General features: G+C 34.4%; 29 protein-coding genes. 28 read left to right on the plus strand and 1 reads right to left on the minus strand.

The genetic code is table 11. The features are described 5' to 3' along the window. The first annotated feature begins 289 nt into the window (after window positions 1-289). The 4 genes from T513_RS0102740 (at window position 290) to T513_RS0102755 (ending at window position 2,354) form a co-directional block, all read left to right on the plus strand. The gene (locus T513_RS0102740) at window positions 290-688 is read left to right on the plus strand and encodes an aldo/keto reductase (protein WP_051654362.1); all 399 of its coding nucleotides are present in this window, start codon (window positions 290-292) and stop codon (window positions 686-688) included. A gap of 79 nt (window positions 689-767) precedes the next feature. After that, entirely contained in the window at window positions 768-1,388 is a 621-nt protein-coding gene (locus tag T513_RS0102745; protein WP_031588812.1) for a TetR/AcrR family transcriptional regulator, read from the plus strand. A 15-nt stretch (window positions 1,389-1,403) separates the two neighbouring features. Continuing rightward, entirely contained in the window at window positions 1,404-1,943 is a 540-nt protein-coding gene (locus tag T513_RS0102750) for a flavin reductase family protein (protein ID WP_031588813.1), read from the plus strand. A gap of 81 nt (window positions 1,944-2,024) precedes the next feature. Continuing rightward, the gene (locus T513_RS0102755; RefSeq protein WP_031588814.1) at window positions 2,025-2,354 is read left to right on the plus strand and encodes a putative quinol monooxygenase; all 330 of its coding nucleotides are present in this window, start codon (window positions 2,025-2,027) and stop codon (window positions 2,352-2,354) included. Between the two features lie 23 nt (window positions 2,355-2,377). Here the strand turns inward: T513_RS0102755 and T513_RS0102760 are convergent, their stop codons facing one another. Further along, the gene (locus T513_RS0102760; RefSeq protein WP_031588815.1) at window positions 2,378-3,259 is read right to left on the minus strand and encodes a LysR family transcriptional regulator; all 882 of its coding nucleotides are present in this window, start codon (window positions 3,257-3,259) and stop codon (window positions 2,378-2,380) included. 110 nt (window positions 3,260-3,369) lie between these two features. On the opposite strand from T513_RS0102760, the gene T513_RS0102765 reads away from it, so the two are divergent. The 24 genes from T513_RS0102765 (at window position 3,370) to T513_RS0102890 (ending at window position 25,315) form a co-directional block, all read left to right on the plus strand. Beyond that, complete coding sequence (locus tag T513_RS0102765) at window positions 3,370-4,371, plus strand: alpha/beta hydrolase (protein WP_029072902.1); 1,002 nt, start codon at window positions 3,370-3,372, stop codon at window positions 4,369-4,371. Continuing rightward, window positions 4,371-4,715: a cyclophilin-like fold protein gene (locus T513_RS0102770; protein WP_031588816.1), complete on the plus strand. Its 345-nt coding sequence runs from the start codon at window positions 4,371-4,373 to the stop codon at window positions 4,713-4,715. The genes T513_RS0102765 and T513_RS0102770 overlap by 1 nt, the downstream gene beginning before the upstream one ends. Before the next feature lie 589 nt (window positions 4,716-5,304). Continuing rightward, the gene (locus tag T513_RS0102780; protein ID WP_031588817.1) at window positions 5,305-5,904 is read left to right on the plus strand and encodes a DUF1349 domain-containing protein; all 600 of its coding nucleotides are present in this window, start codon (window positions 5,305-5,307) and stop codon (window positions 5,902-5,904) included. A 485-nt stretch (window positions 5,905-6,389) separates the two neighbouring features. Then, entirely contained in the window at window positions 6,390-6,638 is a 249-nt protein-coding gene (locus T513_RS0102785; RefSeq protein ID WP_199849427.1) for a hypothetical protein, read from the plus strand. A 108-nt stretch (window positions 6,639-6,746) separates the two neighbouring features. Then, window positions 6,747-7,349, plus strand: coding sequence for a hypothetical protein (locus T513_RS0102790; protein WP_201783584.1), 603 nt, complete (start codon window positions 6,747-6,749; stop codon window positions 7,347-7,349). A gap of 90 nt (window positions 7,350-7,439) precedes the next feature. Then, the gene (locus tag T513_RS0102795) at window positions 7,440-7,799 is read left to right on the plus strand and encodes a DUF1304 domain-containing protein (protein WP_031588820.1); all 360 of its coding nucleotides are present in this window, start codon (window positions 7,440-7,442) and stop codon (window positions 7,797-7,799) included. Between the two features lie 108 nt (window positions 7,800-7,907). Next, window positions 7,908-8,342 carry an LbetaH domain-containing protein gene (locus T513_RS0102800; RefSeq protein ID WP_080703096.1) on the plus strand — a complete coding sequence of 145 codons (435 nt, stop codon included), beginning with the start codon at window positions 7,908-7,910 and terminating at the stop codon, window positions 8,340-8,342. A gap of 2 nt (window positions 8,343-8,344) precedes the next feature. Continuing rightward, window positions 8,345-8,884 (plus strand): LbetaH domain-containing protein, encoded by a 540-nt coding sequence (locus T513_RS0102805; protein ID WP_051654364.1) that lies wholly within the window; start codon window positions 8,345-8,347, stop codon window positions 8,882-8,884. A gap of 99 nt (window positions 8,885-8,983) precedes the next feature. Beyond that, window positions 8,984-9,802, plus strand: a complete 819-nt coding sequence (locus tag T513_RS0102810) for a 4Fe-4S binding protein (protein WP_031588823.1) — start codon at window positions 8,984-8,986, stop codon at window positions 9,800-9,802. A gap of 152 nt (window positions 9,803-9,954) precedes the next feature. Beyond that, window positions 9,955-10,242: a co-chaperone GroES gene (locus tag T513_RS0102815; protein WP_031588824.1), complete on the plus strand. Its 288-nt coding sequence runs from the start codon at window positions 9,955-9,957 to the stop codon at window positions 10,240-10,242. Window positions 10,243-10,260: 18 nt separating this feature from the next. Then, complete coding sequence (gene groL / locus T513_RS0102820; RefSeq protein ID WP_031588825.1) at window positions 10,261-11,871, plus strand: chaperonin GroEL; 1,611 nt, start codon at window positions 10,261-10,263, stop codon at window positions 11,869-11,871. 143 nt (window positions 11,872-12,014) lie between these two features. Then, entirely contained in the window at window positions 12,015-12,239 is a 225-nt protein-coding gene (locus T513_RS0102825; RefSeq protein WP_029070575.1) for a hypothetical protein, read from the plus strand. Then, window positions 12,227-12,967, plus strand: a complete 741-nt coding sequence (locus tag T513_RS0102830) for an ATP-binding cassette domain-containing protein (protein ID WP_031588826.1) — start codon at window positions 12,227-12,229, stop codon at window positions 12,965-12,967. Before T513_RS0102825 ends, T513_RS0102830 begins: the two co-directional genes overlap by 13 nt. 139 nt (window positions 12,968-13,106) lie before the next feature. Beyond that, a complete protein-coding gene (locus tag T513_RS0102835; RefSeq protein ID WP_155266060.1) occupies window positions 13,107-14,231 on the plus strand; it encodes a hypothetical protein in 1,125 nt (374 codons plus the stop codon). Then, the gene (locus tag T513_RS0102840) at window positions 14,228-14,485 is read left to right on the plus strand and encodes a hypothetical protein (protein ID WP_031588828.1); all 258 of its coding nucleotides are present in this window, start codon (window positions 14,228-14,230) and stop codon (window positions 14,483-14,485) included. Before T513_RS0102835 ends, T513_RS0102840 begins: the two co-directional genes overlap by 4 nt. Window positions 14,486-14,814: 329 nt before the next feature. After that, window positions 14,815-15,612 carry an ATP-grasp fold amidoligase family protein gene (locus T513_RS0102850; protein WP_051654365.1) on the plus strand — a complete coding sequence of 266 codons (798 nt, stop codon included), beginning with the start codon at window positions 14,815-14,817 and terminating at the stop codon, window positions 15,610-15,612. 331 nt (window positions 15,613-15,943) lie between these two features. Next, the gene (loaP, locus tag T513_RS0102855; RefSeq protein WP_031588831.1) at window positions 15,944-16,453 is read left to right on the plus strand and encodes an antiterminator LoaP; all 510 of its coding nucleotides are present in this window, start codon (window positions 15,944-15,946) and stop codon (window positions 16,451-16,453) included. Between the two features lie 12 nt (window positions 16,454-16,465). Next, complete coding sequence (locus tag T513_RS0102860) at window positions 16,466-18,409, plus strand: polysaccharide biosynthesis protein (protein ID WP_274518081.1); 1,944 nt, start codon at window positions 16,466-16,468, stop codon at window positions 18,407-18,409. Continuing rightward, window positions 18,402-19,613: a DegT/DnrJ/EryC1/StrS family aminotransferase gene (locus T513_RS0102865; RefSeq protein ID WP_031588834.1), complete on the plus strand. Its 1,212-nt coding sequence runs from the start codon at window positions 18,402-18,404 to the stop codon at window positions 19,611-19,613. Before T513_RS0102860 ends, T513_RS0102865 begins: the two co-directional genes overlap by 8 nt. An 11-nt stretch (window positions 19,614-19,624) precedes the next feature. Then, window positions 19,625-21,241, plus strand: coding sequence for a sugar transferase (locus T513_RS12555; protein ID WP_031588835.1), 1,617 nt, complete (start codon window positions 19,625-19,627; stop codon window positions 21,239-21,241). A gap of 1 nt (window position 21,242) precedes the next feature. Continuing rightward, window positions 21,243-22,145 (plus strand): ATP-grasp fold amidoligase family protein, encoded by a 903-nt coding sequence (locus tag T513_RS0102875; RefSeq protein ID WP_031588836.1) that lies wholly within the window; start codon window positions 21,243-21,245, stop codon window positions 22,143-22,145. Beyond that, window positions 22,114-23,163 carry a glycosyltransferase family 4 protein gene (locus tag T513_RS0102880; RefSeq protein ID WP_162176415.1) on the plus strand — a complete coding sequence of 350 codons (1,050 nt, stop codon included), beginning with the start codon at window positions 22,114-22,116 and terminating at the stop codon, window positions 23,161-23,163. Before T513_RS0102875 ends, T513_RS0102880 begins: the two co-directional genes overlap by 32 nt. 5 nt (window positions 23,164-23,168) lie before the next feature. After that, complete coding sequence (locus T513_RS0102885; RefSeq protein WP_051654366.1) at window positions 23,169-24,245, plus strand: glycosyltransferase family 1 protein; 1,077 nt, start codon at window positions 23,169-23,171, stop codon at window positions 24,243-24,245. Then, the gene (locus T513_RS0102890; RefSeq protein ID WP_031588839.1) at window positions 24,242-25,315 is read left to right on the plus strand and encodes an EpsG family protein; all 1,074 of its coding nucleotides are present in this window, start codon (window positions 24,242-24,244) and stop codon (window positions 25,313-25,315) included. The genes T513_RS0102885 and T513_RS0102890 overlap by 4 nt, the downstream gene beginning before the upstream one ends. The last annotated feature ends 7 nt before the right edge of the window (window positions 25,316-25,322 follow it).

A 25,322-nucleotide genomic window follows, 5' to 3' on the forward strand; every position in this document is an offset into this window, starting at 1 on the left:
TAAGTGATGATTTGAAAAGTTTTGATATTGATAAATGTAATGGAAGATTTGAAAACTTCTATAGACTTCATAATTTAGAAGTAGACAGATTAACTGGCAAGAATAATTTAAGCAGTATCTCAATTTAAAAAGAGAATATATAAATAGGTTTTGACACGAGCCTTATGCTATCGCTAATGGATGCAATGGTATCTTTGGTAGTGAAAGTCTTATAGAAACTCATTAGTCTCATATGCTTTCGAGTATATTTGGAAGTGAATGTATATAAGAACCCAACGTGCTTTAGCCGTTGGAGTGTCAGTGCAAAAACAATCATATCTACTTCTTTGCTTATATGGTATTAGAACAAGGTGCCTTATCAGGAAAATATGATACCAAGCATCCATTCCCAGCAGGATCACAAAGAGCTGAGGTCTATAATCCAGTACTAGATAAACTTGAAATCATGAATAAAAAACTAAAAGAAATCGCTGATGAATTACATGTATCAAGTGCTCAGATTCCTGTTGCTTATGCAATAAAAAAAGGAACTATTCCTATTGTTGGGGTTACAAAAGTTAATCATGTAGATGATGTTTTATCTACATTAAATATCAAATTAACAGATAAACATATTAAAGAACTAGAAAATACAGCAGACCATCTTAACCTTAATCTTATTCGTATGTGGGAGAAAAAGATGGATTAATTTTTTATATTTAGATTGACACATTGTCAACTAATAGCTGCTTTGGTACAATGGTAATATATAGATAAAGGAGTATATCATGGCAGTTGAATTAAAAGAAACAATTGATAAGAGAAGAGAAGAAATCATGGATGCTTGCGATAAGCTTTATGAAGAAAAAGGTTTTCAGGATATTACTATTAAAGATATAAGTGCTGAAACAAACTTTTCAAGACCTTCAATCTATAACTACTTCCGTAGTAAGGAAGAAATATTTCTAGGATTGCTTACTAGAGAGTATGGAGAATGGAATCACAGTCTTTTAGAAATAGCTGAAGGCACTAAGACTTTAAATAAAGATGGACTTGCAAAAGCTATAGCGAAGTCATTAGAAAAAAGAAAAACCATGCTGAAGATTTCAGCGATGAACCTTTATGAAATAGAAGAAAATAGTCGCTATGAGTTACTTGTAGAATATAAAAAGGTATTCAAGGAATCATTAGAAATATTTGAAACCTGTCTAAAAAAATATATAAGTGATTTTTCTAAAAGTAAACGCGAACGGATCAGATATGCATTCTTCCCTTACATGTATGGCGTTTATCCTTATGTATATCCTTCCAAGAAACAAAAGGATGCAATGGATGAAGTTGAATTAGAGTATTCTTCAGTCACAATCTATCAGTTGACATACCAGTTTTTAAAATTAATGTTTGAATAACAGGAGAAATAAACTATGAAAAAGAATATTGGTGCACAGTTAGCCTTATATCCAGCTCCCGTCATTGTGGTAGGAGCTATGGTGGATGGAAAGCCTAACTGGACATTGGTTGCCCATGCGGGCACTGTGGCACATAGTCATCTGATGGTATCGATGGTACAGTCACACTATACGAATAAAGGAATCAAGGACAATAAATTGTTTTCAGTTAATATCGTTGATGAATCATGGCTTAAAAAAGCTGACAAGATGGGAGTTATCAGTGGAAATAAGGAAGATAAATCAGAGATGTTTTCTTATACATTAACAACACAAGGAACACCACTTATTAATGATGCAAAGATTTCTATTGAATGTGAATTAGATCATAATTACGAATTAGAACATTTTGATAACTTCATTGGAAAAATTCTTTCTACTTATGTAGATGAATCTATTCTTAATGAAAAAGGAAAGATTGATTATCATATCTTCAAACCAGTATTATTTGAATTTCCTACCTATGAATATTTTGTTACTGGAGAAAAGGTTGGCGATTGTGCAAAGATGAATTAATTAAGGAAAAGAGACATGGAAAAAAAGGAAAAGTATAGACATAACTATGATGAAAGAAACATATGAAATAGGAGGAAGACTATGAGTATTACTGTGAATTTACGTTACAAAGGTAAAAATGGTGTCGCCATGAAATTTGTGCAGGAAATGATTTCAAGCGGAACGGTTGAAGCTATTAGAAAAGAGAAGGGGAATCTTAAATATGAGTATTTCCAGTCAATCGATGATGCGGAGACAGTCTTGCTGATTGATAGCTGGCAGGATCAGGAATCTATTGATATTCATCATGCTTCACCAATGATGAAAACCATTATGGATTTAAGAGAAAAATATGATCTTCATATGAGTGTTGAACGTTATAAATCAGACGATTCAATGCCAGAAACAGATCATCAATTTATAAGAAAATAAAAGCTGGCTATACATCTGTATAGTCAGCTTTTTTTAAAGTTTTCAGTAATCTGTTTTAAGAAGAGTTCAGCGATAGGTGAAAAAGTCTGATATTTCTTCCATACAAGGTAAAGATTTGTTTCAAGTTGAGGATCAAGCGGACGAAAAACTAATCCACTTCCTGGTGATGTATCTATCAGCTTATCAAAAGTAAGAAGATAACCAAGATGCTCTTTTGCAAAAAGTGAGGCATTATAAGAAAGCTTGAAAGATCCTTCAAGATGAAGCTTATCCATCTTATCTTTTGCCCATCTAGGAATATCATTGATCCATGCCTGCCCTGAACAGAAAAGAGGAAGAGAAATAAGGTCATCGACATGAATCGTTTTCTTTTTTGATAATGGAACATCATCAGGCATCACAACACCCCATTTATCAGAGTAAGGGAAAATCAGAGATTCATATTTTGTTGTATCAGGAAGTTCTGCTAATACGACAAAGTCTAAGAGACCTTTATCTAGCTTTTCAAGCACCTGTTCACTATCTCCGCTTGAAATAGAATATTTAAGAGAAGGATACTGCTTTTTTAATGAACTGATCTCACGTGCAAGATATCGAATCTGATAAGATTCCGCTAAACCAAAATAAAGTTCACCACCGGTAATATCATCAAGTGAAATAAATTCATTTTTGATACGATCAGCCATTAGTACAAGATCTTCAGCACGTTTTTTTAAAAGGATGCCTTCATCAGTGAGTTTTATGCTAAAAGAATGTCTAGTAAAAAGCTTTTTTCCTAGTTCCTCTTCTAAAGATTTCAATTGTTTAGATAAAGCTGGTTGACTTATATGTAAAATTTCAGCAGCTCTTGTCATATTTTCTTCTCTTGCAACTTCAAGAAAGTATCTGAGTGTTCTTATTTCCATGGCATTCTCCTATGATATAACTAATAGTTATTTTATGATATTAATTATAACTATTAGTAAAGCTGTTTACAAGATGATAAAGTAATATTGAAAAAAAGGAGGTAGTTACTATGATTAAAAAAGAAGAACTTCAACTTACAAGTGAATGGGATAAAACATTTAAGAAGAGCGAAAAGGTCAATCATTCTAAAGTGACATTCGTGAACCGTTATGGAATCACATTGGCAGCTGATATGTATTGTCCTAAAGACGCCCAAGGGAAACTTCCTGCCATTGCGGTAAGCGGTCCATTTGGCGCTGTAAAGGAACAGTGTTCAGGATTATATGCACAAAATATGGCAGAAAGAGGATTTATCACTATTGCATTCGATCCTTCCTTTACTGGAGAAAGTGGGGGAACGCCAAGATATATGGCTTCACCTGATATCAATACTGAAGATTTCATGGCCGCTGTTGATTTCTTATCACTTCATGAACAAGTCGATCCAGATCGTATTGGCATCATCGGTATCTGTGGATGGGGTGGCATGGCTATCAATACCGCAGCCCTTGATACAAGAATCAAGGCCACTGTTGCCTCTACAATGTATGATATGACTAGAGTCAATGCCAATGGATATTTTGATTCAGAAGACAGTGAAGAAGCACGCTATGAAAAGAAGAAAGCTATGTGTGCACAGCGTCTAGAAGATTTAAAGAATAATAACTATTCATTAGCCGGTGGAGTTGTCGAAACAATAACAGAAGATATGCCTTTCTTTGTAAAGGACTATCATGCTTACTATAAAACAGAAAGAGGATACCATCCACGTTCTCTAAATTCCAATGGTGGATGGAACATCATTGGCTGTGAATCATTTATGAATCAGCCTATCTTAAAATACAGTCATGAAATAAGAAGTGCGGTATTGCTTATTCATGGAGAAAAAGCTCATTCATGTTACTTCAGTAAAGATGCTTATGCCAACATGATTAAAGATAGTAATTATGCGGATAATAAAGAATTGATGATCATTCCAGAAGCTGTCCATACTGATTTATATGATGGTGGAGATAAAGACTATATTCCATTTGATAAGTTAGAAAGCTTCTTTAGAGAATATCTAAAATAATGAAATTGTATATTAATAATAGTCCCCAACAAGTAGAATGGGAACATAATGAAAGTGTAGAAGCATTATGTCAACGCATTAAAGAAAAGCCAATCACTATTCAAATGAGAAAATATGGGACTTTTGAACAGGTAGGAACAATTGGAAATCTTCCTGCAGATGATCACTATATTTCAACATTGCCTGGTGATATTGTCTTATATAATCATAATCAGATAGTCATATTCTATGATGAACATGCCTATCACTACACAAGATTAGGAAGAATAATTGGTAAGTCAAAAGAGGAACTCTATCAATTATTAGGAAAAGAAGATATCCTGTTAACTATATATATAAATTAAGACACTGTATAAAACAGTGTCTTTTCTTTATGGAGGGGAATAACTTGAATAGAAATTTTATTATGATATGATTTTATAATGAAACAGGAGAAGATTATGATTGAAACAGACGCAAAAGATGTATTTGCCTATTTGCATGAACCAGAAGTGAATTGCTTTATGAGTATGAAACTTGATACATTGGAAGATGCGGTTAATGAATTAAAGAGATGAAGTGGTGAAACTGAATTTCATTTGGCTATAGTATTAAAGGAAACAGGGAAGGTCATTGAAGAAATTGAAGCTTATCTAGAACCAGATGACGACAAAAATAGTGATACTTTTAGCCCTTGTTGGATGTTAAATAAGAATTATCAAGGAAAAGGTTGCTTTTCTTGATTACTTGTCTACTAAAAAAGAGCAAGACGTATTTATGCATATACAGAAGATTATAATGTCGCAAGTCAACGTCTATGCAAGAAATTAGGTATGCGTAAAGAAGGAGAATTCAAGGAATTCATTTCCTTTGTTAAAAATCCAGATGGCACACCACATTATGAAAACACATTTCAGTTTGCGATACTAAAGAAAGAATGGGAGAAAAGATAATATGTTAGAAAAAATGAAGTGGACAAGAGAACCAAAAGAGTATTCTATTTCACCAGATAGAATAGAAATAGTAACAGAACCACATACTGATTTATGGCAGAGAACCTACTATCATTTTAGAAATGACAATGCCCCAGTTCTCCAGATGGAAACAGATGAAAAGTATTTTTCATTTATTGTGAAAACACATTTTGAAGAAAGTCATCATCGTTTTGATCAGTGTGGTATTGTCATGTATCTTGATTCAGAAAACTGGCTAAAAGGTTCTATTGAATATGAAAATGATTCATTCCAGCATCTAGGTTCAGTCGTCACTAATCATGGCTATTCAGATTGGGCAACAACGACAATTGATGCCAATATCAAAGAAATGTGGTATCGCTTTAGTCGAAGAGAAGATGACTACTGTATTGAATGCTCAACTGACGGTATTCACTTTTCACAGATGCGTGTATGCCATATGTGGGAAGGTGGCAGTACTATTCGCTTTGGGGTTTATGCATGCAGTCCAGAAGATTCAAGCTTTAAAGCGGTATTTACTGATATGCAAATAACTGAGTGTGCCTGGAAGGCACATGATGGGCAAAAGCCTGATGAATAAACATCATCTGATTTATAATCAGGTGATTTTTTATATATTGAATATATATCTTTTTAAAAAATAATAATTGTATTAAAATATATATAGTATTTATGTTCTATGACGTAACACTTATTTGCAGTATCAACATTTTTAAAGGGGAGGAATTTATAATTATACATTTTGATAAAAGTAGTGTTATTAAAATAGTACTGTATGCAATTGAAATTGCGTTACTAACATGGATTGTAAGTGATAAAACACTTACATCTAAATTAGGTATAGTAGGTAAATTTGTATTATATTTCTTAGTGCTTTATTTTGGTACACAGCTCAATCGTCGATTGTTTAAGAAAAAATATCATTAACCACTGTAGATCATAATTGCCCTCAGCAGTTTTAGTATTATTTAAAATTTAAATTGATTATTAAATGTTTCTATTGGATATCTTTAAATTCTTGTGAGAAGATGAGTATGTCAAAAATAAACACAAAGGAGAAATAAAATGACAGAATTAGAAAAATTAGTAGCAAGAGAAGAATTAAAGACACTGGTAGATAACTATGCTACTGAATCAGATAGAAACAATCAGGATTATTATGTGAATGTATTTACTGAAGATTGTCATGTAAGAGTCTGTTTCAATAATGAGTTAGGAATGGATTTAACAAATGTACATGATCTTATTAAAGCATACAAAGGATTTGGTGCTGCTAAAGAATCATTCCATATGAATGCCATTATAGGAAAGTAATTCAAGTCGTTGTTGAAGCATGAAAGTAGATGATGATTTTTCTATTATTTCTTCAATGGTAAAAGAACTCCTTTAGAAGATGCTATAATGATAAAAAGGAGTGATAACGTGAACACATTAAAAGCAGTACATACTGATATATCATGCGAGGATAATATCATCAGAGTAGTAAAATCAGAAAAAATCAATGAGTATGATGAAAATACTTATGCTAGAGTATGTGATCTTCATTTCCATGATGGAGTTATTGAAGTCGATATGTTAAGTAGACTATTGCCAGATGCCCCAGATTTTGCAAGAGGATTTATCGGAATTGCATTTAGAATCAATGAAGATGATACACAATTTGAATCTTTCTATATTCGACCAACCAATAGTGTCAATATGACAGATGATCATGTAAGAATTGCACATGGATGTCAGTATTTCTCTTATCCTAAGTATACCTTCGCTTATTTTAGAGAAAACAATATTACGAAATATGAGGCACCTATTCATAATGGACTGGATCAGTGGGTCCATCTTAAAGCAGTAATAAAAGGAGCACATGCTTCATTTTATCTTAACAATGAAGACACACCGACATTAGAAGTAAACGACATGTTCCATGGAAAAGAGGCAACAGGTGATATTGGTTTCTTTGTAGATATTGGTACAGAAGGGTTCTTTAAGAATCTTTGTGTAAACAATAAAAGAATTGATCTGTCATGAAATATCTGGTTTTCCTTATTTGAAAGACCTGATTTTTGATTATCTCTTTTTTCCTGTTGTATAATCTCTTTATAGAAAAGAGAGGATATTATGTCAATTATCATAAAAATATTAGCGACACTTGTCGCATTAGAATTCCTTTATATCATGTATCTAGAAACATTTGCGACAGTTTCTAAGAAAACATCGGAAGTGTTTGGAATGAGACAGGAGGAACTACAGCGTAAATCGGTTAATACTTTATTTAAGAATCAAGGCATTTACAATGGCCTGATTGCGGTATTGATTATCTTAGCTACATGGGTATTTGTAAGCAAGATGGCAGTAATGGTATTAATGGGATATATTATTCTTGTTGCGCTTTATGGAGGAATGACAAGTCATCCTAAGATTATTATCATGCAGGGTGGGTTAGCAATTTTAACATTAATTTTAAGCTTTATTTTATAATTCGCTTTGATGTTCAATAAAAGTAGTATAAAATAGCTATAGGAATATTTCTTGTAGGAGACTATGTCTCCTTTTTGGAAATATTCTTTTTTTATTGGGGAGGATAATATGAACAAGTATATTAAAAGTGATTTAATGAGATATTATGGAAAATATGATTTATTGACATGTATAAGAGGCTATTTTAGAAACAGTACTTTTAGATTTCAATGTGCATTAAGGCTGTGTCAATCAAAAGGGATGATGAAACTGCTTGGATATTTTTTATGGGCAATAAATTGTACAAAAAAGACGATTCAGATTTCTCGTCATACAAAAATAGGTTATGGCCTCTTTATTGGATATGGGGGTCTAATCATGATTAATTCCTCCGCTGTTATTGGAGATAATTGTAACTTATCGCAATTTGTGACGGTTGGCAGCAATCATAAGAAGGCGGCTACTATCGGTGATAATGTATATATTGGACCAAATGTATGCATAGTGGAAGATGTTCACATTGGCAATAATGTCTCAATTGGAGCATGGATGGATGGTGGATAAACTTGATCAATAATAAAAAAGAATTAAAAGAATGGCTGCGTTATGAACGTAATCGTTATTATATTAATCATTCTTTTCTTTCCATTTTTCTTCATTTAGCAGGAAGTGAAAAACATATAATCTGGGCTTTTCAAAGAAGATTGCGTATAAGCGAATATTATCATAATACACATAAGCCTATAAGAGAATGTATAAGCCATCTGTTACTGAATCATTATCGCAATAAATATGGATTACGAATTGGTCTTAATGTCTGCAATAAAGGATTACGCATTAAACATTTAGGATCCATTCTCATTAATGGAAATGCACGTATTGGCAAAGATGTCACTCTTCATATTCATACTGCAATTGTTGCTAAAGGAAATAGTGATGAAGTGCCTATCATTGGACATCGTTGTGTGATCGGAGTAGGAGCTACCATCGTGGGAGGCATCAGACTTGCGGATGGCGTTATGGTAGGTGCCAATGCTTTAGTATGTAAAGATGAATTACATGAAGATGTCACTATTGTTGGAAATCCAGCAAGACGAATTGTGTAAGTAAAGTAGTTTACAGCTCTGTTTTTATATTTGTCTAAACTGTTTATATCGAACTTCAAAAAGAAATATGATACGATAAAAATCAGTGGGGGAAATTATATGAAAAAATATCGTTTTTCAATATTGATGCTGATCATATTTGAAACAATTGCCATTTCCTTATGGCTTACTAAGAACAATCTTTTTTATCTTGTAAACTTTAGTTACATTGGCTGTGCTATCTCGTTAGGAATATTTCTATTTACAAGAAACTATAAACATGCAAGACGCGTCGTTCAGCTTCTTGTAGGTCTATATATGCTCATTTATTTAGGACTAATATCTCATGAAAATATGCAGATAGAAGGATTCTGGTATTACCTGTTTACAGGTGTATTTGAAGCAGCCACAATCCATTATGCGGTCGCTAAGATATTTGGTCCGCTGATTTTTGGAAGAGGCTGGTGCGGTTATGCCTGCTGGAGTGCCATGGTCTTTGATCTGTTGCCATATAAGGTACCGCAATCTCCAAGAAAAAAGATTGGATGGATCAGATATATCATGTTTGCATTATCTTTTCTCTTTGTGTCATTCTTGTTTTTAACACATGTCTCACACATTGAGAAAATCATGTTTTATGCTTTCATCATTGGCAATATCTTCTACTATGTTGTAGGTATCACTTTAGCATTTCTATTTAAAGATAACAGAGCCTTCTGCAAATACATCTGTCCAATCACCGTTTTTATGAAACCAATGAGTTATTTCTCATTATTTAGAATTACATGTGATCATGATAAATGTATTTCATGTGGAAAATGTAGAAGAGTATGCCCAATGGAAGTAGATATGCTTGATGATTCAAGAAAAAGAAAAAATGGGACAGAATGTATCTTATGCAATGAATGTGTTAGGAATTGTCCAAAAAAAGCACTATAAAAAGAAGCGTTTTAACGCTTCTTTTTATGTTTTATCAAAATAAATTCATTTTGACCCTTGATTTTCACTAACAACTGAGTACAATAACAATTGTGTTAGCACTCTACATGTTTAAGTGCTAACGGAGATATTTTCAGTTAGGAGGAATGCATATGAATATTAAGCCATTAGGCAATCGTGTTGTTTTAAAACAAACAAAAGTAGAGGAAAAAACATCTTCTGGAATCATTCTGACAGGAAATGCTCAAGAGAAGCCACAATATTTAGAGGTTGTAGCTGTTGGTCCTGGCATAAATGATGCCAATGGGAACAAGATTCCTGTAGAGGTGTCAGTTGGACAGAAAGTGATCTGTCAGAAGTATTCAGGTTCAACTGTGAAGATGGATGATGAAGAATATACAATCATTAATGCGGAAGACATTCTTGCGATTATTGAATAATATTGGAGGCGTATAGTTATGGCAAAAAGTATTAAATACGGTGCAGATGCAAGAAAATCATTAGAACAGGGCGTTAATAAATTAGCAGATACAGTAAGAGTAACCCTTGGCCCTAAAGGACGAAATGTGGTCTTGTCACAGTCCTATGGTTCACCACTTATTACTAATGATGGTGTGACTATCGCAAAAGATGTAGAGTTAGAAGACCCATTTGAAAATATGGGAGCAGCTGTCGTTAAAGAAGTAGCTACTAAGACGAATGATGTTGCTGGTGATGGTACAACCACAGCAACAGTGTTAGCACAATCTATGATCAATGAAGGAATGAAGAACTTGGCAGCAGGTGCTAATCCAATTGTTCTTCGTAAAGGTATGAAGAAAGCCACTGATTGTGCTATTGAATCAATTATTAAGATGAGTCAGCCAGTCAATGGTAAAGACCAGATTGCTAAAGTGGCCTCTATTTCTGCAGAAAATGAAGAAGTAGGAGAAATGGTCGCTGATGCTATGGAGAAAGTGTCTAACGATGGTGTCATCACTGTTGAAGAATCAAAAACCATGAAAACAGAATTGGATCTTGTCGAAGGTATGCAATTTGATCATGGATATTTATCTCCTTATATGTCAACAGATATGGACAAGATGGTTGCTGAACTAGATAATCCTTACATCTTAATGACAGATAAGAAAATCACCAATATTCAAGATATCTTACCGATGTTAGAAGAAGTCGTAAAATCAGGTTCTTCTATGTTAATCATCGCTGATGATGTAGAAGGAGAAGCCTTAACAACATTAATTGTCAATAAGTTACGTGGTACATTCAATGTTGTGGCAGTAAAAGCACCAGGCTTTGGTGATAAACGTAAAGATATGCTAGAAGATATTGCAACATTGACAGGTGGAACAGTCATTACTTCTGATTTAGGATATGAATTAAAAGATATGACTATTGAACAATTAGGTCGTGCTAAGAGCATCAAGGTTACTAAAGATACAACAACAATCGTTGATGGCTTAGGTGATAAAGATAAACTAGAAGCACGTATTGCTCATATTAAGTCACAGATTCAATCAACAACATCTTCATTTGATAAAGAAAAATTACAGGAAAGACTTGCCAAATTAGCTGGTGGAGTCGCTGTGATCCGTGCTGGTGCAGCTACTGAAACAGAAATGAAAGAAGCAAAACTTCGTCTAGAAGATGCCTTGAACGCCACTCGTGCAGCTGTAGAAGAAGGTATTATCGCTGGTGGAGGAACTGCCTATGTACATGCTATTAAAGATGTCCTGACTCTTTCTTCTACTCTTGAAGGAGACGAAAAGACCGGTGCTAAGATCATTGCTAAAGCAATGGAAGCGCCACTTTACCACATTGTAGAGAATGCTGGACTAGAAGGCTCAGTCATTGTCAATAAAGTAAAAGAATCAGATAATAAGATCGGTTTTGATGCCTACAATGAAGAATTTGTAGATATGGTAGCAAAAGGCATTATCGATCCAGTTAAAGTCACACGTACTGCATTACAGAACGCTTCATCAATTGCGAGCACATTGTTGACAACTGAATCCGTAGTAGCTGAAAAAGAAGCCCCAAAACCTCCTGTTAATAATATGAATATGTACTAATATAGATAATCCCAGCTTGATGCTGGGGTTTATTTTTTTCATTAAAACAAATGACCGCTTATCCGTTTTTCTTACCGTTAAGAGAAATAATATAGATAAATAACTATATAGATAATACAATGCTTGTGAAAGGAGATTTTATTATGAACAGATTAGAAACAAGTTTAGCATTATACCAATGTCAGCTTAACAAGAAGTACGAAGATACAGTAGAAAACAAATGGTTCTGGTGCGTCTTTGCAATTGTGGTTCTTGTGGCAGTAGCAGCTTATGCTTTCTATTGTACAAGTAAAGGCTACAATTTTACTGGTAAAGTGAAACTTCATTGGCCTAAGATCTGGGAAATGGGTATCGGATGTTCACGTTAAACAAGGGCGCATTAGACGCCCTTCATATTTCACATCTTACAAAATCCTATAAGGATCATAAAGTGATCGATGATCTTTCTTTTACATTCAATAAGAGAGGTATCACTATTATTGTTGGAGTAAATGGAAGTGGAAAAACAACACTTTTTAATTTAATCAATGATTTAGTAGATAAAGATGAAGGAACAATAACTTTATCCTCATTATCAGATGAAGATAAAAAAAAGGAATGCTTCTATATTCCATCTGACTTCTATCTGCCAGAGTATATGACAGGAAAAGAATATGTGGATTTTATTTTATCTCGTTATCCTTATTCCAATAAAGAAAATGTCAATTGGCTTATTCATCTTCTAGATTTTGATGAAGCCTATCACAAGCTTATTGAAACCTATTCTTATGGAATGAAAAAGAAAATACAGATTATCGCTGCAATAGCATCCAATACACACTACATTTTTGCAGATGAAGTTTTTAATGGGCTGGATTTTGAAACAGTGCTTCTTTTAGAAGAATTGTTTCAAAAGCTTTCAAATAAAAGAGCATTTGTGCTTATTACACATGAGATGCATCTTATTCAAAGATTTGATTGTGATTGTTACATGATGAAAGAAGGGAAACTTTATCATGTAGAAGATGATCCATTAAAGATGATAGAAGAAATTAAAGAAGAAAAAACATATCAGAAAAAAAGAGAACTTATTGATGAACACGTTATGTCTTTATAAGTTTTATTTTAAAGACTCCTTTCAAGGTATTTTATCCCATCCTTTTTTACGAAAGAAATATATACGTATAATTCTTTCGCTAGGATTTATTTTCCTCTATTTCTTCTATTTCTATATAAATGTAAAACAGGTCAATATTGTGAAAAATATTGCAGACTCTACAACTTTAAATCAATTGATGATTGCTAAAAGACAGACGCTTTCAAGTCTCTATAACTTGACAGGCTTATTAGCTGGTCTCATATTTTTGCTATTGGAATCAGGAGTACATTTAAATGAGAAGTCTCTCTATTTTACAAAAGCACTGCCATTTAGTAAAAAAGACATTATAAATAGTGAGAGACTCTTTTATTTAACATTGGCACTCATTTTATTTGAGCTCTATGTTTTTATCATAATACCCATGCTCGTTCTGATAACGACAAGACTCATAACCGCAATGATTATTGTGATAAGCGCACATTTCTTTTTTATTGGAATATTTCAGATGCTGCGTTTTATCTATTCCTGTCTTCATCATCGATGGGGGAGACGCATCTATCGCTTGATCTTGATTATTGTTTTCTACTTTCATTTTGTAGATATAAGATACAAGATCGATAGCTATATTGCCAATAAGCCCATTAATTTACTAGCAATCATGATGATATCAATGATAGTGGGAATAGCCCTTTTTCTCATGAGCTGGAGTATGCAGAAGGATCTTAATCTTTATATGAGAAGTGAATATAAGTTTATCCCTGCTTGTAGTCACTCTGTATATTTGTTGGCCCTTATTCGAACAAGATTCTTTAAGATTGTCTGCATTCTTGTTGCTGTTCTTTCTTTCTATTGTCATTTTGTTATTAAAGACAATGAAGGATTAAATTTCCTTCTCCCGTTCTTATCATTGATATTCTTGTATTATGGCAATACAACACTGTCATTAAGACGCATGTTTACACACTATAGAATCAAGCCCTTATATGAATTATTCTGGTTGACTCTGTTTATTTGTATTGCAGGAATACCTTCATTATTTGTTGGCATAATGACACACCATAACGTACAGGTATTTCTTTACGGTTTCAATCTTTCCTTATCCGCATTAATTTTAGGTATCCTTTTGCCTAAACGAATAAGCAATATGAATGAACTCATAACTTCTATAGTGATCATCTTATTGATGATGATCTACTTGCTCGCAAATACATATGTGCTATGCGCTATTCTTATGATCTTATGGATTATTGCATATTATACTTTGAAGGAGGCAACACAATGAAATATATGAAACAATTAAGCATCGCGTTAACAGTCTATCTGATTGTTTTCGTTCTAGATTTTATTCGCACATTATTTACTATTCAGCACTCAGGTGTTGTCTACACAATGTTGGGTATGCGCATTACTACAAAAATGACAGCACATTCTTTAGAGAATGTATTTTTATTGACATATAAGAGTGCATTAACTCTTATTGTATTTGTTGCAGTGTGGATGGGCGTGTATTTCTTGATAAATAGAAAACATGCTTAATCTTATTCTAGAGATTATAGTAGAAATCATAATCTCCATCTTATTGCATGAATCACTTCACTATCTTATTGCCCGTATGTTAAAGCTCAATCCTCAAGTCAAAATGCATAACCTTATTCCGTCCATTACATATAAAAACACCCACGAAGATATAAAAAACCTACTTGTCGGAGCAGCACCACTTTTGATGGTTACATTGATTTTTATCCTTCCTAATAATAAGTGGTTCGTATTTAAGGTCATGTGCTTTTGTCAGATCTTTAATATATTGCCCATATGCGCAGATGGTGAAGTTATTCTTTTATCCATTATTAATCTATTAAAAAAACATGAAAAAAAGTAAAGTAATTATTGGTATTGTTGTTTTCATTTTAACGTTGACACTGATTAATAGCTATGTCCAAAAATCAGAGAATGCCATTGCCTACAATGATCATACACCACGTATGATCAAGACATCTCCAAGTGATATCATGAAACGCATCAGAGAAAAAAAGCAGGGCATCTACTATTTTGGATTTCCTGAATGTCCATGGTGTATCGAATTGTTGCCGACGCAGTTTGTATTAAAATGTAATCATAATTCCGGATGTGGAATGTATATATGCAAAGATAAATCCAAGATGAATGTGAAGAAAGTCAAGCGAGCACTAAGAAAAGGGTTAAATCAGGACTACTATCTTACATGTAGAGAGTGGCCTTATAAGAATGTAAAAAGAAAGATTGTCTGTGAACAGTTTATGGGAGATTCCCTGATTGACTATAAGATTCAATGTATAAATGGTCATGTTGATCATTTCATGGTCTGTTATGGAAGAACAGAAACAAAGCTTCCTGATTTTTATTATTTTGATAAGGACTGGAATTTTCTTCCATATAATCCTTATCTGACGGAGCTCGTAGATTTTGAAACCATCAAGCCAAAACATATAGACGAAATGATTCGTATTGCAGAAATATTAGGGAAGGAATCACCTGCAATGAGGGTCGATCTTTATGAAATCAATGATCATGTCTACTTTGGGGAAATGACACTCTTTAATCACGGTGGCTTTGATGCAGAACTACCCTATGAAATAGATTTAATGTTAGGGAAGAAGCTACAGTTGCCTGAAAAAAAGAAATAATTCCATATTTTGAAAATAACAAAAGAAGTCAAATCTTCGATTAAATATTTATTTAATTGAAATATGTATATAGGAAAATGACTTTTTTATAATTTTAATAAGTTATCATAATAAAAATAATAAATAAAACTTAAAATCCTATCATTTTGATGGTTTGTGAATAAAAAAGACCTGTGATAGGATGTGAAAGCAACCGTTTTATAAGGTATTGCTTTTAAACAGATCCAAATGACTAATCGTCGCACTGTCGCGTTTTTCAAAAGATCATTCATAATCATTCAGTTCGCTTTTTATAGCGAACAGGCGAAGCACGTCTTAAGGGGGGATTTATATGTATGATAACTGGTATGTAATGCAGGTGAAGGTTGGAAAAGAGGAAAAGGTTGCTAATAAATGTCTTTCTTTAATTTCAAGAAATCTACTTCATGATTGTATTGTTTTAAAGTATCAATATAAAAAGCGTTATTTAGGTAGTTGGCATATCCTGGAAAAGATATTATTTCCAGGATATGTTTTTATTATTGCGGATGATATTGAAGAACTTTATGTCAAACTTGAAGAGATTCCTGAGTTTACCAGGCTTCTCAAGAAGAAAGACCTTCTTCCTATTCCTAAAGAAGAAGTCAATTATTTAATAGAGTATTCTAAGAATAATGTGGTAGAGATGTCCTATGGCTATATTAGTGATAATCACTTGAATATCTTCAAGGGACCATTAAAGGGACATGAAAAACAGATCAAGAAGGTAGATCGTCATAAACGATTGGCTTATCTTGATGTGGATCTTCTTCATACTACATCAAAAGTAAAAATGGGATTAGAGATAATCTATAAAAATTAAAGGGGTGTGTGTGTGTTAAAACAGCTTAAGAATAATAAAGTCTTTTTATTGTTACTGATATATGATATCGTTGTCGTTAATTTATCTTATTTTATTGCCTTAATGTTACGATTTGATTTAAGTTATTCACTTATTGAGCCAATCTATTTAAAGACATGGCTACACTTTGTTCCCATTTATACAATATTTTCCATAGTTGTTTTTATTTACTTGAATTTATATAAAAGTATCTGGCGTTTTGCGAGCTATATGGAACTTGTAAGAGTAGTAGGAGCCACGGTGGTGACTTCTTTTTTTCATATTACAATGACAATAATGTTATTGAATAGAATGCCTATTTCTTATTATCTAATAGGAGGTCTCTTGCAGTTCTTATTCATGATCAGCATTCGTTTTTCTTATCGCTTTATCTTACTTATACGTTCACGTACAAGTAAGCCAAGTCATCGAGTCATGCTCGTAGGAGCAGGGGATGCGGGAATGATGATCTTAAGAGATATCAGAAGAGCTAAGGAAGTCAATGAACGTGTTGTGTGCATCATCGATGATGATGAACGCAAGTGGGATAAATATCTTGAAGATGTGCCCATCGTAGGGGGACGAAATGATATTGTTGCCAATGTTGAAGCGTATGACGTTGATAAGATCTATATTGCCTTACCTAGTGCGAATGCAAAAGAACGAAAAGAAGTTCTAGAAATATGCAAGGATACTGATTGTGAAATTAAGGTGCTTCCAGGCATGTATCAGTTAGTAAGCGGAGAAGTGAGAGTAAGTCATATGAAGAAAGTCTCAATTGAAGATCTTCTTGGTAGAGAACCAATCGATGCTGATCTAAGTGAAGTTTTCTCTTTTATTAATGAAAAGACTGTCCTCGTTACTGGTGGAGGAGGATCCATTGGATCAGAACTCTGTCGCCAGATCGCTAAAAATAATCCTAAGAAGCTGATTATTTTTGATATGTATGAAAATAATGTTTATGATCTTCAGCAGGAATTGAAATATCATTATCCTGAACTTGATTTTATTGTAGAAATTGGATCTGTGCGAGATTCCAGAAGACTCTGGGATCTTTTTAAGACATATCGTCCCGATATCGTCTACCACGCAGCTGCCCATAAGCATGTTCCATTGATGGAAGTGAGCCCTAATGAAGCCATCAAGAACAATGCGATTGGGACTTACAAGACAGCCTATGCAGCAATGATGAATGGCTGTAAGAGATTTGTACTAATAAGTACTGATAAGGCTGTTAACCCAACCAATATCATGGGAGCTTCAAAGCGACTTTGCGAGATGATCATTCAAGCCTTTGATGCAAAAATCAAGCGCAATGAAGTGCATCAGATTCCTGAACTGTTTACACATTTTCAGGAAGATTTTGATGTCACTATTGAAGATGACTATGATCACATAGAAACAGAATTTGTAGCTGTAAGATTTGGAAACGTTCTTGGATCCAACGGTTCAGTTGTACCATTGTTTAAAAAACAATTGGAAGCAGGTGGACCACTCACCGTCACTGATCCAAGAATGATACGTTACTTTATGACAATACCTGAAGCGGTATCGCTTGTCTTACTGGCTGGAACATTTGCCAAGGGAGGAGAAATCTTCGTATTGGATATGGGTTCACCAGTTAAGATAGATGACTTAGCGAAAAACTTAATTCGCTTTTCAGGATTCAAGCCCAATGTGGATATCAAGATTGTCTACACCGGATTAAGACCGGGAGAAAAGCTTTATGAAGAAAAGCTGATGGCCGAAGAAGGTCTACAAAAGACAGAAAACAATCTTATTTTTATTGGCAATCCTATTCCATTTGATATTGATGGCTTCCTAAAACAATTGGAAACCATGATGAAAAAAGCATATGAGAATGACAGCAATATAAGGGAATATGTGGCTACGATGGTTAACACATATCATCCACGAAAGGAAACAGACAATGTATAACAAAAATAAATCACCACTCAATGAAAAAGTCTATCTGTCTTCTCCCACCATGCATGATCTTGAAATGCAATACATGGAAGAAGCCTATAAGACCAATTGGATGTCAACTGTAGGAGAAAATATCAATACGTTAGAAAATCAGATTTCAAAAATGACGGATCATTACGCTGTTGCATTATCATCAGGTACAGCAGCCTTGCATATGGCTATGAAACTAGCAACAGAACGTGCCTATGGAAAAGGGGAAACATTAAGAGGACATCGTGTCTTCTGTTCTGACTTGACCTTTGATGCATCCATCAATCCGATTCTTTATGAAGGCGGTATTCCCGTCTTTATCGATGTCGAAAAAGACAGCTGGAACATGGATCCTGACGCATTAAGAAAAGCCTTTGATACTTATCCAGAAGTTAAGATTGTCGCACTTGTGCATCTTTATGGTACACCTGCCAATATGGGAGAAATCATGAATATCATTAATGAACATGATGCTATTCTTATCGAAGATGCAGCCGAATCCATGGGAGCAACCTATAAAGGAAAGCAGACAGGAACATTTGGTCATTATGGATGCTACTCTTTTAATGGCAATAAGATCATCACTGGTTCATCAGGAGGTGTCCTTATCTGTAAAGATGAAGAAGATGCCAATAAAGCAAGAAAATGGAGTACACAGTCACGTGAAAATGCGCCCTGGTATCAGCATGAGGAACTCGGCTACAACTATCGTATGTCCAACGTCATTGCCGGCGTTGTAAGAGGGCAGATGAATTACTTGCAAGAACACATCAATCAAAAAAAGGATATCTATGAAAGATATAAAGAAGGATTAAGTGATCTTCCCGTGACACTAAATCCACTCATAAAAGAAGGACAGGCCAACAATTGGCTGACTTGTCTTCTGATCGATGAAGAGGCCATGTGCCCACAGATAAGAGATGATCATAATGTCCTTTATAAAAGCGAAAAGAACAAGACATGTCCACATGAAATACTTGATGCATTAAATGAAATTAATGCAGAAGGAAGACCTATCTGGAAACCAATGCACATGCAGCCATTGTTCCACCGTTATCCATTTATTACATGTACACATCTTGGAGAAGATCTTTTTAGAAGAGGACTCTGTCTTCCTTCTGACAATAAAATGACACCTGAAGTACAAGATTACATCATTGATGTCATACGCGCCTGCTTTGAATAGGGGGTGCTTTTTTGTCTCGTAAGAAAAAATACGCACTTGCATTAGGCCTTCTTGCCATTGTAGGTGTTCACTCACTAAAAAAACAAGCTCAGCGTACTAGCTATCAAGCAAAAGAGATTGAGCCGATTCCATTAAGAAAACAAGGATTCTATGAAAGACGCACTAAGCGTCTTTTTGATATCACCGCTTCTCTTCTTGCCCTTATCATCTTTTCACCACTCTATCTTCTTGTAGCTCTACTGGTAAGATGCAAGCTAGGATCTCCTGTTCTCTTTACACAAGAACGACCAGGATTAATTGATAAAGAAGGAAAAGAAACCATCTTCAAGATGTATAAATTCCGTACCATGACTGATGAACGAGATGAACAGGGACAATTATTAAGCGATGAAAAACGACTAACAAAGTTTGGAAAATGGCTACGTTCAACTTCACTAGATGAACTTCCTGAAGTCTTCAATATCTTAAATGGCACCATGTCAGTAGTAGGACCACGCCCACAGCTTGTCAGAGATATGGTCTTTATGAGCAAACAGGACCGTATTCGTCATAGCGCTAAACCCGGTCTTTCAGGATTGGCACAGGTCAATGGAAGAAATGCGATCAGCTGGGAAGATAAGCTTTCATGGGATCGACGCTATGTCGAAAAGGTGAGCTTTCTAGGTGATCTAAAGATCATCCTTTTAACAGTAAAGAAAGCCTTCATTAAACAAGAAGGCATCTCCATGGACAATCATGCGACCGCATTGGATTATGGAGATTATCTTCTTGAAAGTGGTCAAATAGAAGAAATGGATTATGACATCAAACAATTTGAAGCCAAGAAAATTCAAAAAAACAATGTCAGAAAAGGCATAGAAGGATTGGTCTCTATTATTATGCCATCATACAATACAGCCACTTTAATCAAGTCTTCTATTCAGTCCGTCCTTGATCAGACTTATCGTAATTGGGAACTTATCATCGTAGATGATTGTTCCACTGACCATACTCAAGATGTATTGAAAGACATTCATGATCCACGTATTACCATTATTTACAATAAAACCAATGAAGGGGCAGCGATGTCTCGCAATAAGGCCTTACGTCTAGCTAAAGGACAGTGGATGGCCTTTTTAGATTCAGATGATCTTTGGCATAAAGATAAGCTCGAAAAGCAGCTTTCATTTATGAACAAGAACAATTACAGCTTCTCTTATACCAACTATGAAGAAATCAATCATCGTGGAGGCAAGATGAATGTTGAAGTGAAAGGGCCAAAACGTATCACCATGAGAGGGATGTATCGCTATTGCTGGATGGGATGTTTAACGGTTATGTATGATGCCAACAAGGTGGGCGTCATTCAAATTGAAGATATCAAGAAAAACAACGATTATGCCATGTGGCTAAAAGTATCTCAAAAATGTGATTGTTTTCATCTAGATGAAACACTTGCCTCTTATCGAAGAGGCCGTCTTGACAGTATTTCTTCTAGTTCACTTTTAACATTAATAACATGGCATTATCGTCTTTTCCGCATTGCTGAAAAGAAAAATCCAGTTATGAGTCTATTGTGTACATTACGCAATATGATATTTGGATTCTACAAGAAAAAACGATATGTCAAGAAAGGGGAAAGGACATAGAATGGAACGTGATTCACTGCTTTATAAATTAAGAAGAAAGACACAGGTAGCTGCCAGATATGTCTTATCAGATGAAACCTTATCAAAGATCTATTACCGTCTTGTCTTAGGCAAGACGCTTCATCTTAAAGATCCAAAGACATTCAATGAAAAGATTCAATGGCTCAAATTGTATTATTATCCAAATGATAAAAATGTGATCAAAGCTACAGATAAATACACTGTAAGAGACTACATCAAAGAGAAAGGATATGGCCGCATTCTCAATAAACTCATTGGTGTATGGGATGATGTCAATGACATCAATTGGGAACAGCTGCCTAGTCAGTTTGTACTAAAATGTACGCATGGCTGTGCCTACAACATCGTTGTTTCAAACAAAGAAGAAGCAAATGAAAAGAAGATCAAGAAACAATTAAGAAAATGGCAAAAAGAAGACTTTGGCAACTTTAATATTGAAATACATTATTCAAAAATAAAAAGCCACAGAATCATCTGTGAAGAATTCTTAGGAGACGTCATCACAGATTATAAATTCTTCTGCTTTAATGGAGAACCACAATTTATATATGTATCCACAGATCTTATTCATGATCGACAGGCACAATTAGGCTTTTTCACTCTTGATGGAGAAAAGATTCCTTTAAAAAGAGATGACTACGCTGATATTGAACAAATGGAAAAACCATCCTTCTTCAACGATATATATATCGCTGCAAAAGATCTCAGTCAGGATTTTCCATTTGTACGTGTTGATTTCTTTATTGCCAACAATACCTTCTATTTTGCAGAACTTACCTTTACACCAGGAGCAGGCATGATGCCATTTAATCCTGATTTATATGATCAAGAGTGGGGGGAGATGCTTCATATTGAACATCTCATCAACAATGAAGACGCATAAGAAGGTGCTGATCATCGGACATTTTGCCCAAGGGCAAAATATGTGCGATGGTCAGACAGTAAAGACATTGACGCTTTATGAAGAATTAAAAAAGAAGTCTTCATGGACTATCAATATTGTAGATACCTATATGAAAAAGAATCCAATAAGACTTCTTTTTACATCATTAAAAGCAATATTGACGCATAAGCAGATTATTGTTCTTTTATCAGGAAATGGCATGTCCTTTTATTTTCCTTTGCTTTATTTTTTTACAAAAGTATTCAAGAAGGAGATCTATCATGATGTCATTGGTGGAAATCTTGATCAGTATGTCAAAGACAACCCAAAGTTTAAGAAGTACCTTAACAGTTTTGAAGTAAACTGGGTAGAAACCCATCTTTTAAAAAAGAAATTAGAAGATGTGGGTGTAACTAATTGTGTAGTTATCCCTAATTTTAAAAGACTGCCCATCACTCAAATTGAAGTGGCCTATCATCCGCTCTTTAAATTCGTACTCTTTTCAAGAGTCATGAAAGAAAAGGGGGTAGAAGAAGCGATTGAAGCTGTTCAACTTATTAACCTTAAAAATAAGGTCTGCCAATTGGATATTTATGGACCCATCGATGAACAATATAAAGAACGCTTTGATTTCGTTATGAAACATGCTCCAGAAGAAGTGAGCTATAAAGGTGTTGTCAATTTCAATGAAAGTGTTTCTACATTAAAACATTATGATGCTCTTCTTTTTCCTACAACATGGAAAGGAGAAGGCTTCCCAGGAACACTTATTGATGCCTTTTCATCCGGGCTTCCCGTTATAGCTTCAAGATGGGCAAGCAATGAGGAAATAGTGGTTCACGGACAAAATGGATGGCTTTATCCTAAAGAAGACATCATGACATTAAGACAGGCAATGCTTACTTTTATGTATGATACAGAAATCTTAACAATGAAAAAACACGCACGTGAAAGTGCGCAGCTCTATCAGCCAGATCGTTATATTCAGATGATCATAGATACACTAGAAAGGAGATGATTATATTGAAACGTTTACTTTGCATTGTCAGTTCACTCGATATGGGAGGAGCTGAAACATTTCTTATGAAAATCAATAGAAGTCTTCCTTCTTCTTATCGTATGGACTTTATCGTCTCTACTAACGAAGGCGTCTATGAAGAAGAAGTAAAAAAACTAGGAGGACGCATTTTTAGAATTCCACTTCGTACCTCTTCTCCAATAAAAAGCTATAAGGCGCTCAAGAAGATTGTCAGTGATCACCATTATGATTACGTACTCAAACTATGCGATACGCCCATTGGCTACTTCGATCTTTTAGCATGCAAGAAAGGTGGTGCAACACATTTATGTGTACGCTCCTGCAATGCGAGCAGTCAGGATTCATTTTTAAGAAAAACCATCAACAACATATTAAGAAAACCTTTCAATCGCATTGCGACTACCAAGATTGCACCTTCTTCATTAGCAGGTGAATATACGTTTGGCAAGAATGAAGATTTCCATCTTCTTCATAATGGATTAGCATTAGAACAATACCGATTTAATAAAGAAGAAAGAGAACGTGTAAGAAAAGAGTGGAATATAGAAAACACATTCGTCATTGGTCATATCGGAAGATTCTCTCATCAGAAGAATCATGACTATCTTCTAGATATCTTTGAAGAAGTCAGAAAAGAAAAAAACGCCAGACTGATGCTTATAGGGGAAGGCGAGCTTCTCTATGATATAAAAGAACGAGTCCAGCATTACAAAGATGAAGTCATCTTCTGCGGTCTACAAAAAAATATTCCATCGCTTCTTTCAGCGATGGATCTTTTTGTATTTCCTTCATTTTATGAAGGTATGCCAAACACCGTCATAGAAGCACAAGCCAACGGCTTGCCTTGTCTTATTTCTGACACCATCACAAAGGAAGTGCTTCTTACTGATTTGATAGAGATGGTTTCTATTGAAGAGTCACCATCTTTATGGAAAGACAAGATAAAAATGAATAGGGAAAGAGAACGTACACATTATGTGGAGGAACTAAAAGAAAAAGGCTATGACATTGAAGATGTAGTAAAGACATTTATCTCACTTATTTTTGAAGAGGAACTATGACAGTCTACTTTATCTTCTTCTTGATCATGAGCCTTATTTGGTTAGCTCTATTCCCCTATATGGAAATAACGTACAATTCTGTCTCTAAATTACAAAAGCAGGTCTTCTGCTTTATAGTTGCGATTCTTTTGATTCTATTGGCTGGAGTTAGAAAGACAAACATGGGGGCAGATACAACCGTCTATCTTCAGGCATTAAAGTACTATCAATCGCTTCCTAGAAATACGATTCTTAGTGCTCCGCTTGTTTATCCCTATGACTTTGAACCGGGCTTTTTCCTATTAACAAAAATAGCAGCCCTATATTCCTTTTCACCAACGTTCTTTCTTTTTGTCATAGCAGCACTTATCTATATACCACTTTGTATATTTATAAGTCATTATTCTGAAAATCCTTACATCAGCATTCTTGTTTATTTTGCATTTGGCTTCTTTGGCTATAGTCTAGGTATCTTTAGACAGCTGATTGCGATTTCTTTTAGCCTGATGGCTTTTCACTTTATTCATAAAAAGCAGCTGCTTCCTTATATAGTAAGCATCCTGTTTGCATCATTGTTTCACACATCTGCATTGATCTTATTGCCATTTTATTTCTTATCAAGATTAAATCCAGAAAAAAAACATCTCTTCATCATTCTGTCAATAGAAGCAATTCTTTTGGTATTAGGAAGACCGCTCGCTCTTTTTATCATTAACAGTCTTCCTTTATATGCTAAATACATTGGCGGTAAATATGACACCTCCGATACGAGCTATACCATGTTAATGATCTACAATCTTATTCTGATTATTTCTTTCTTTATCAAAGATAAAGAAAAGAATCTACAATATGCAAGAAATGCCTTATTGATTGCGATCATCATACTTTGTCTAAGCTATTCAATCACCATTTTAGGAAGAGCAGTACTCTATTACAGCATATTCCTAATTCTGCTTATTCCTGTCATTATTGATCGCATCATCGTCAATAACAAATTGTATTTTTATGGCATCTGTATTTTGTCATTAATATATTTCTTCTATTACATTACAAAAGGATCAATCATTGATCCTTATCGATTCTTTTTTTAAGGAGGGT

The organism is Kandleria vitulina DSM 20405 (assembly GCF_000702065.1).
Classification (GTDB): domain Bacteria; phylum Bacillota_I; class Bacilli_A; order Erysipelotrichales; family Coprobacillaceae; genus Kandleria; species Kandleria vitulina.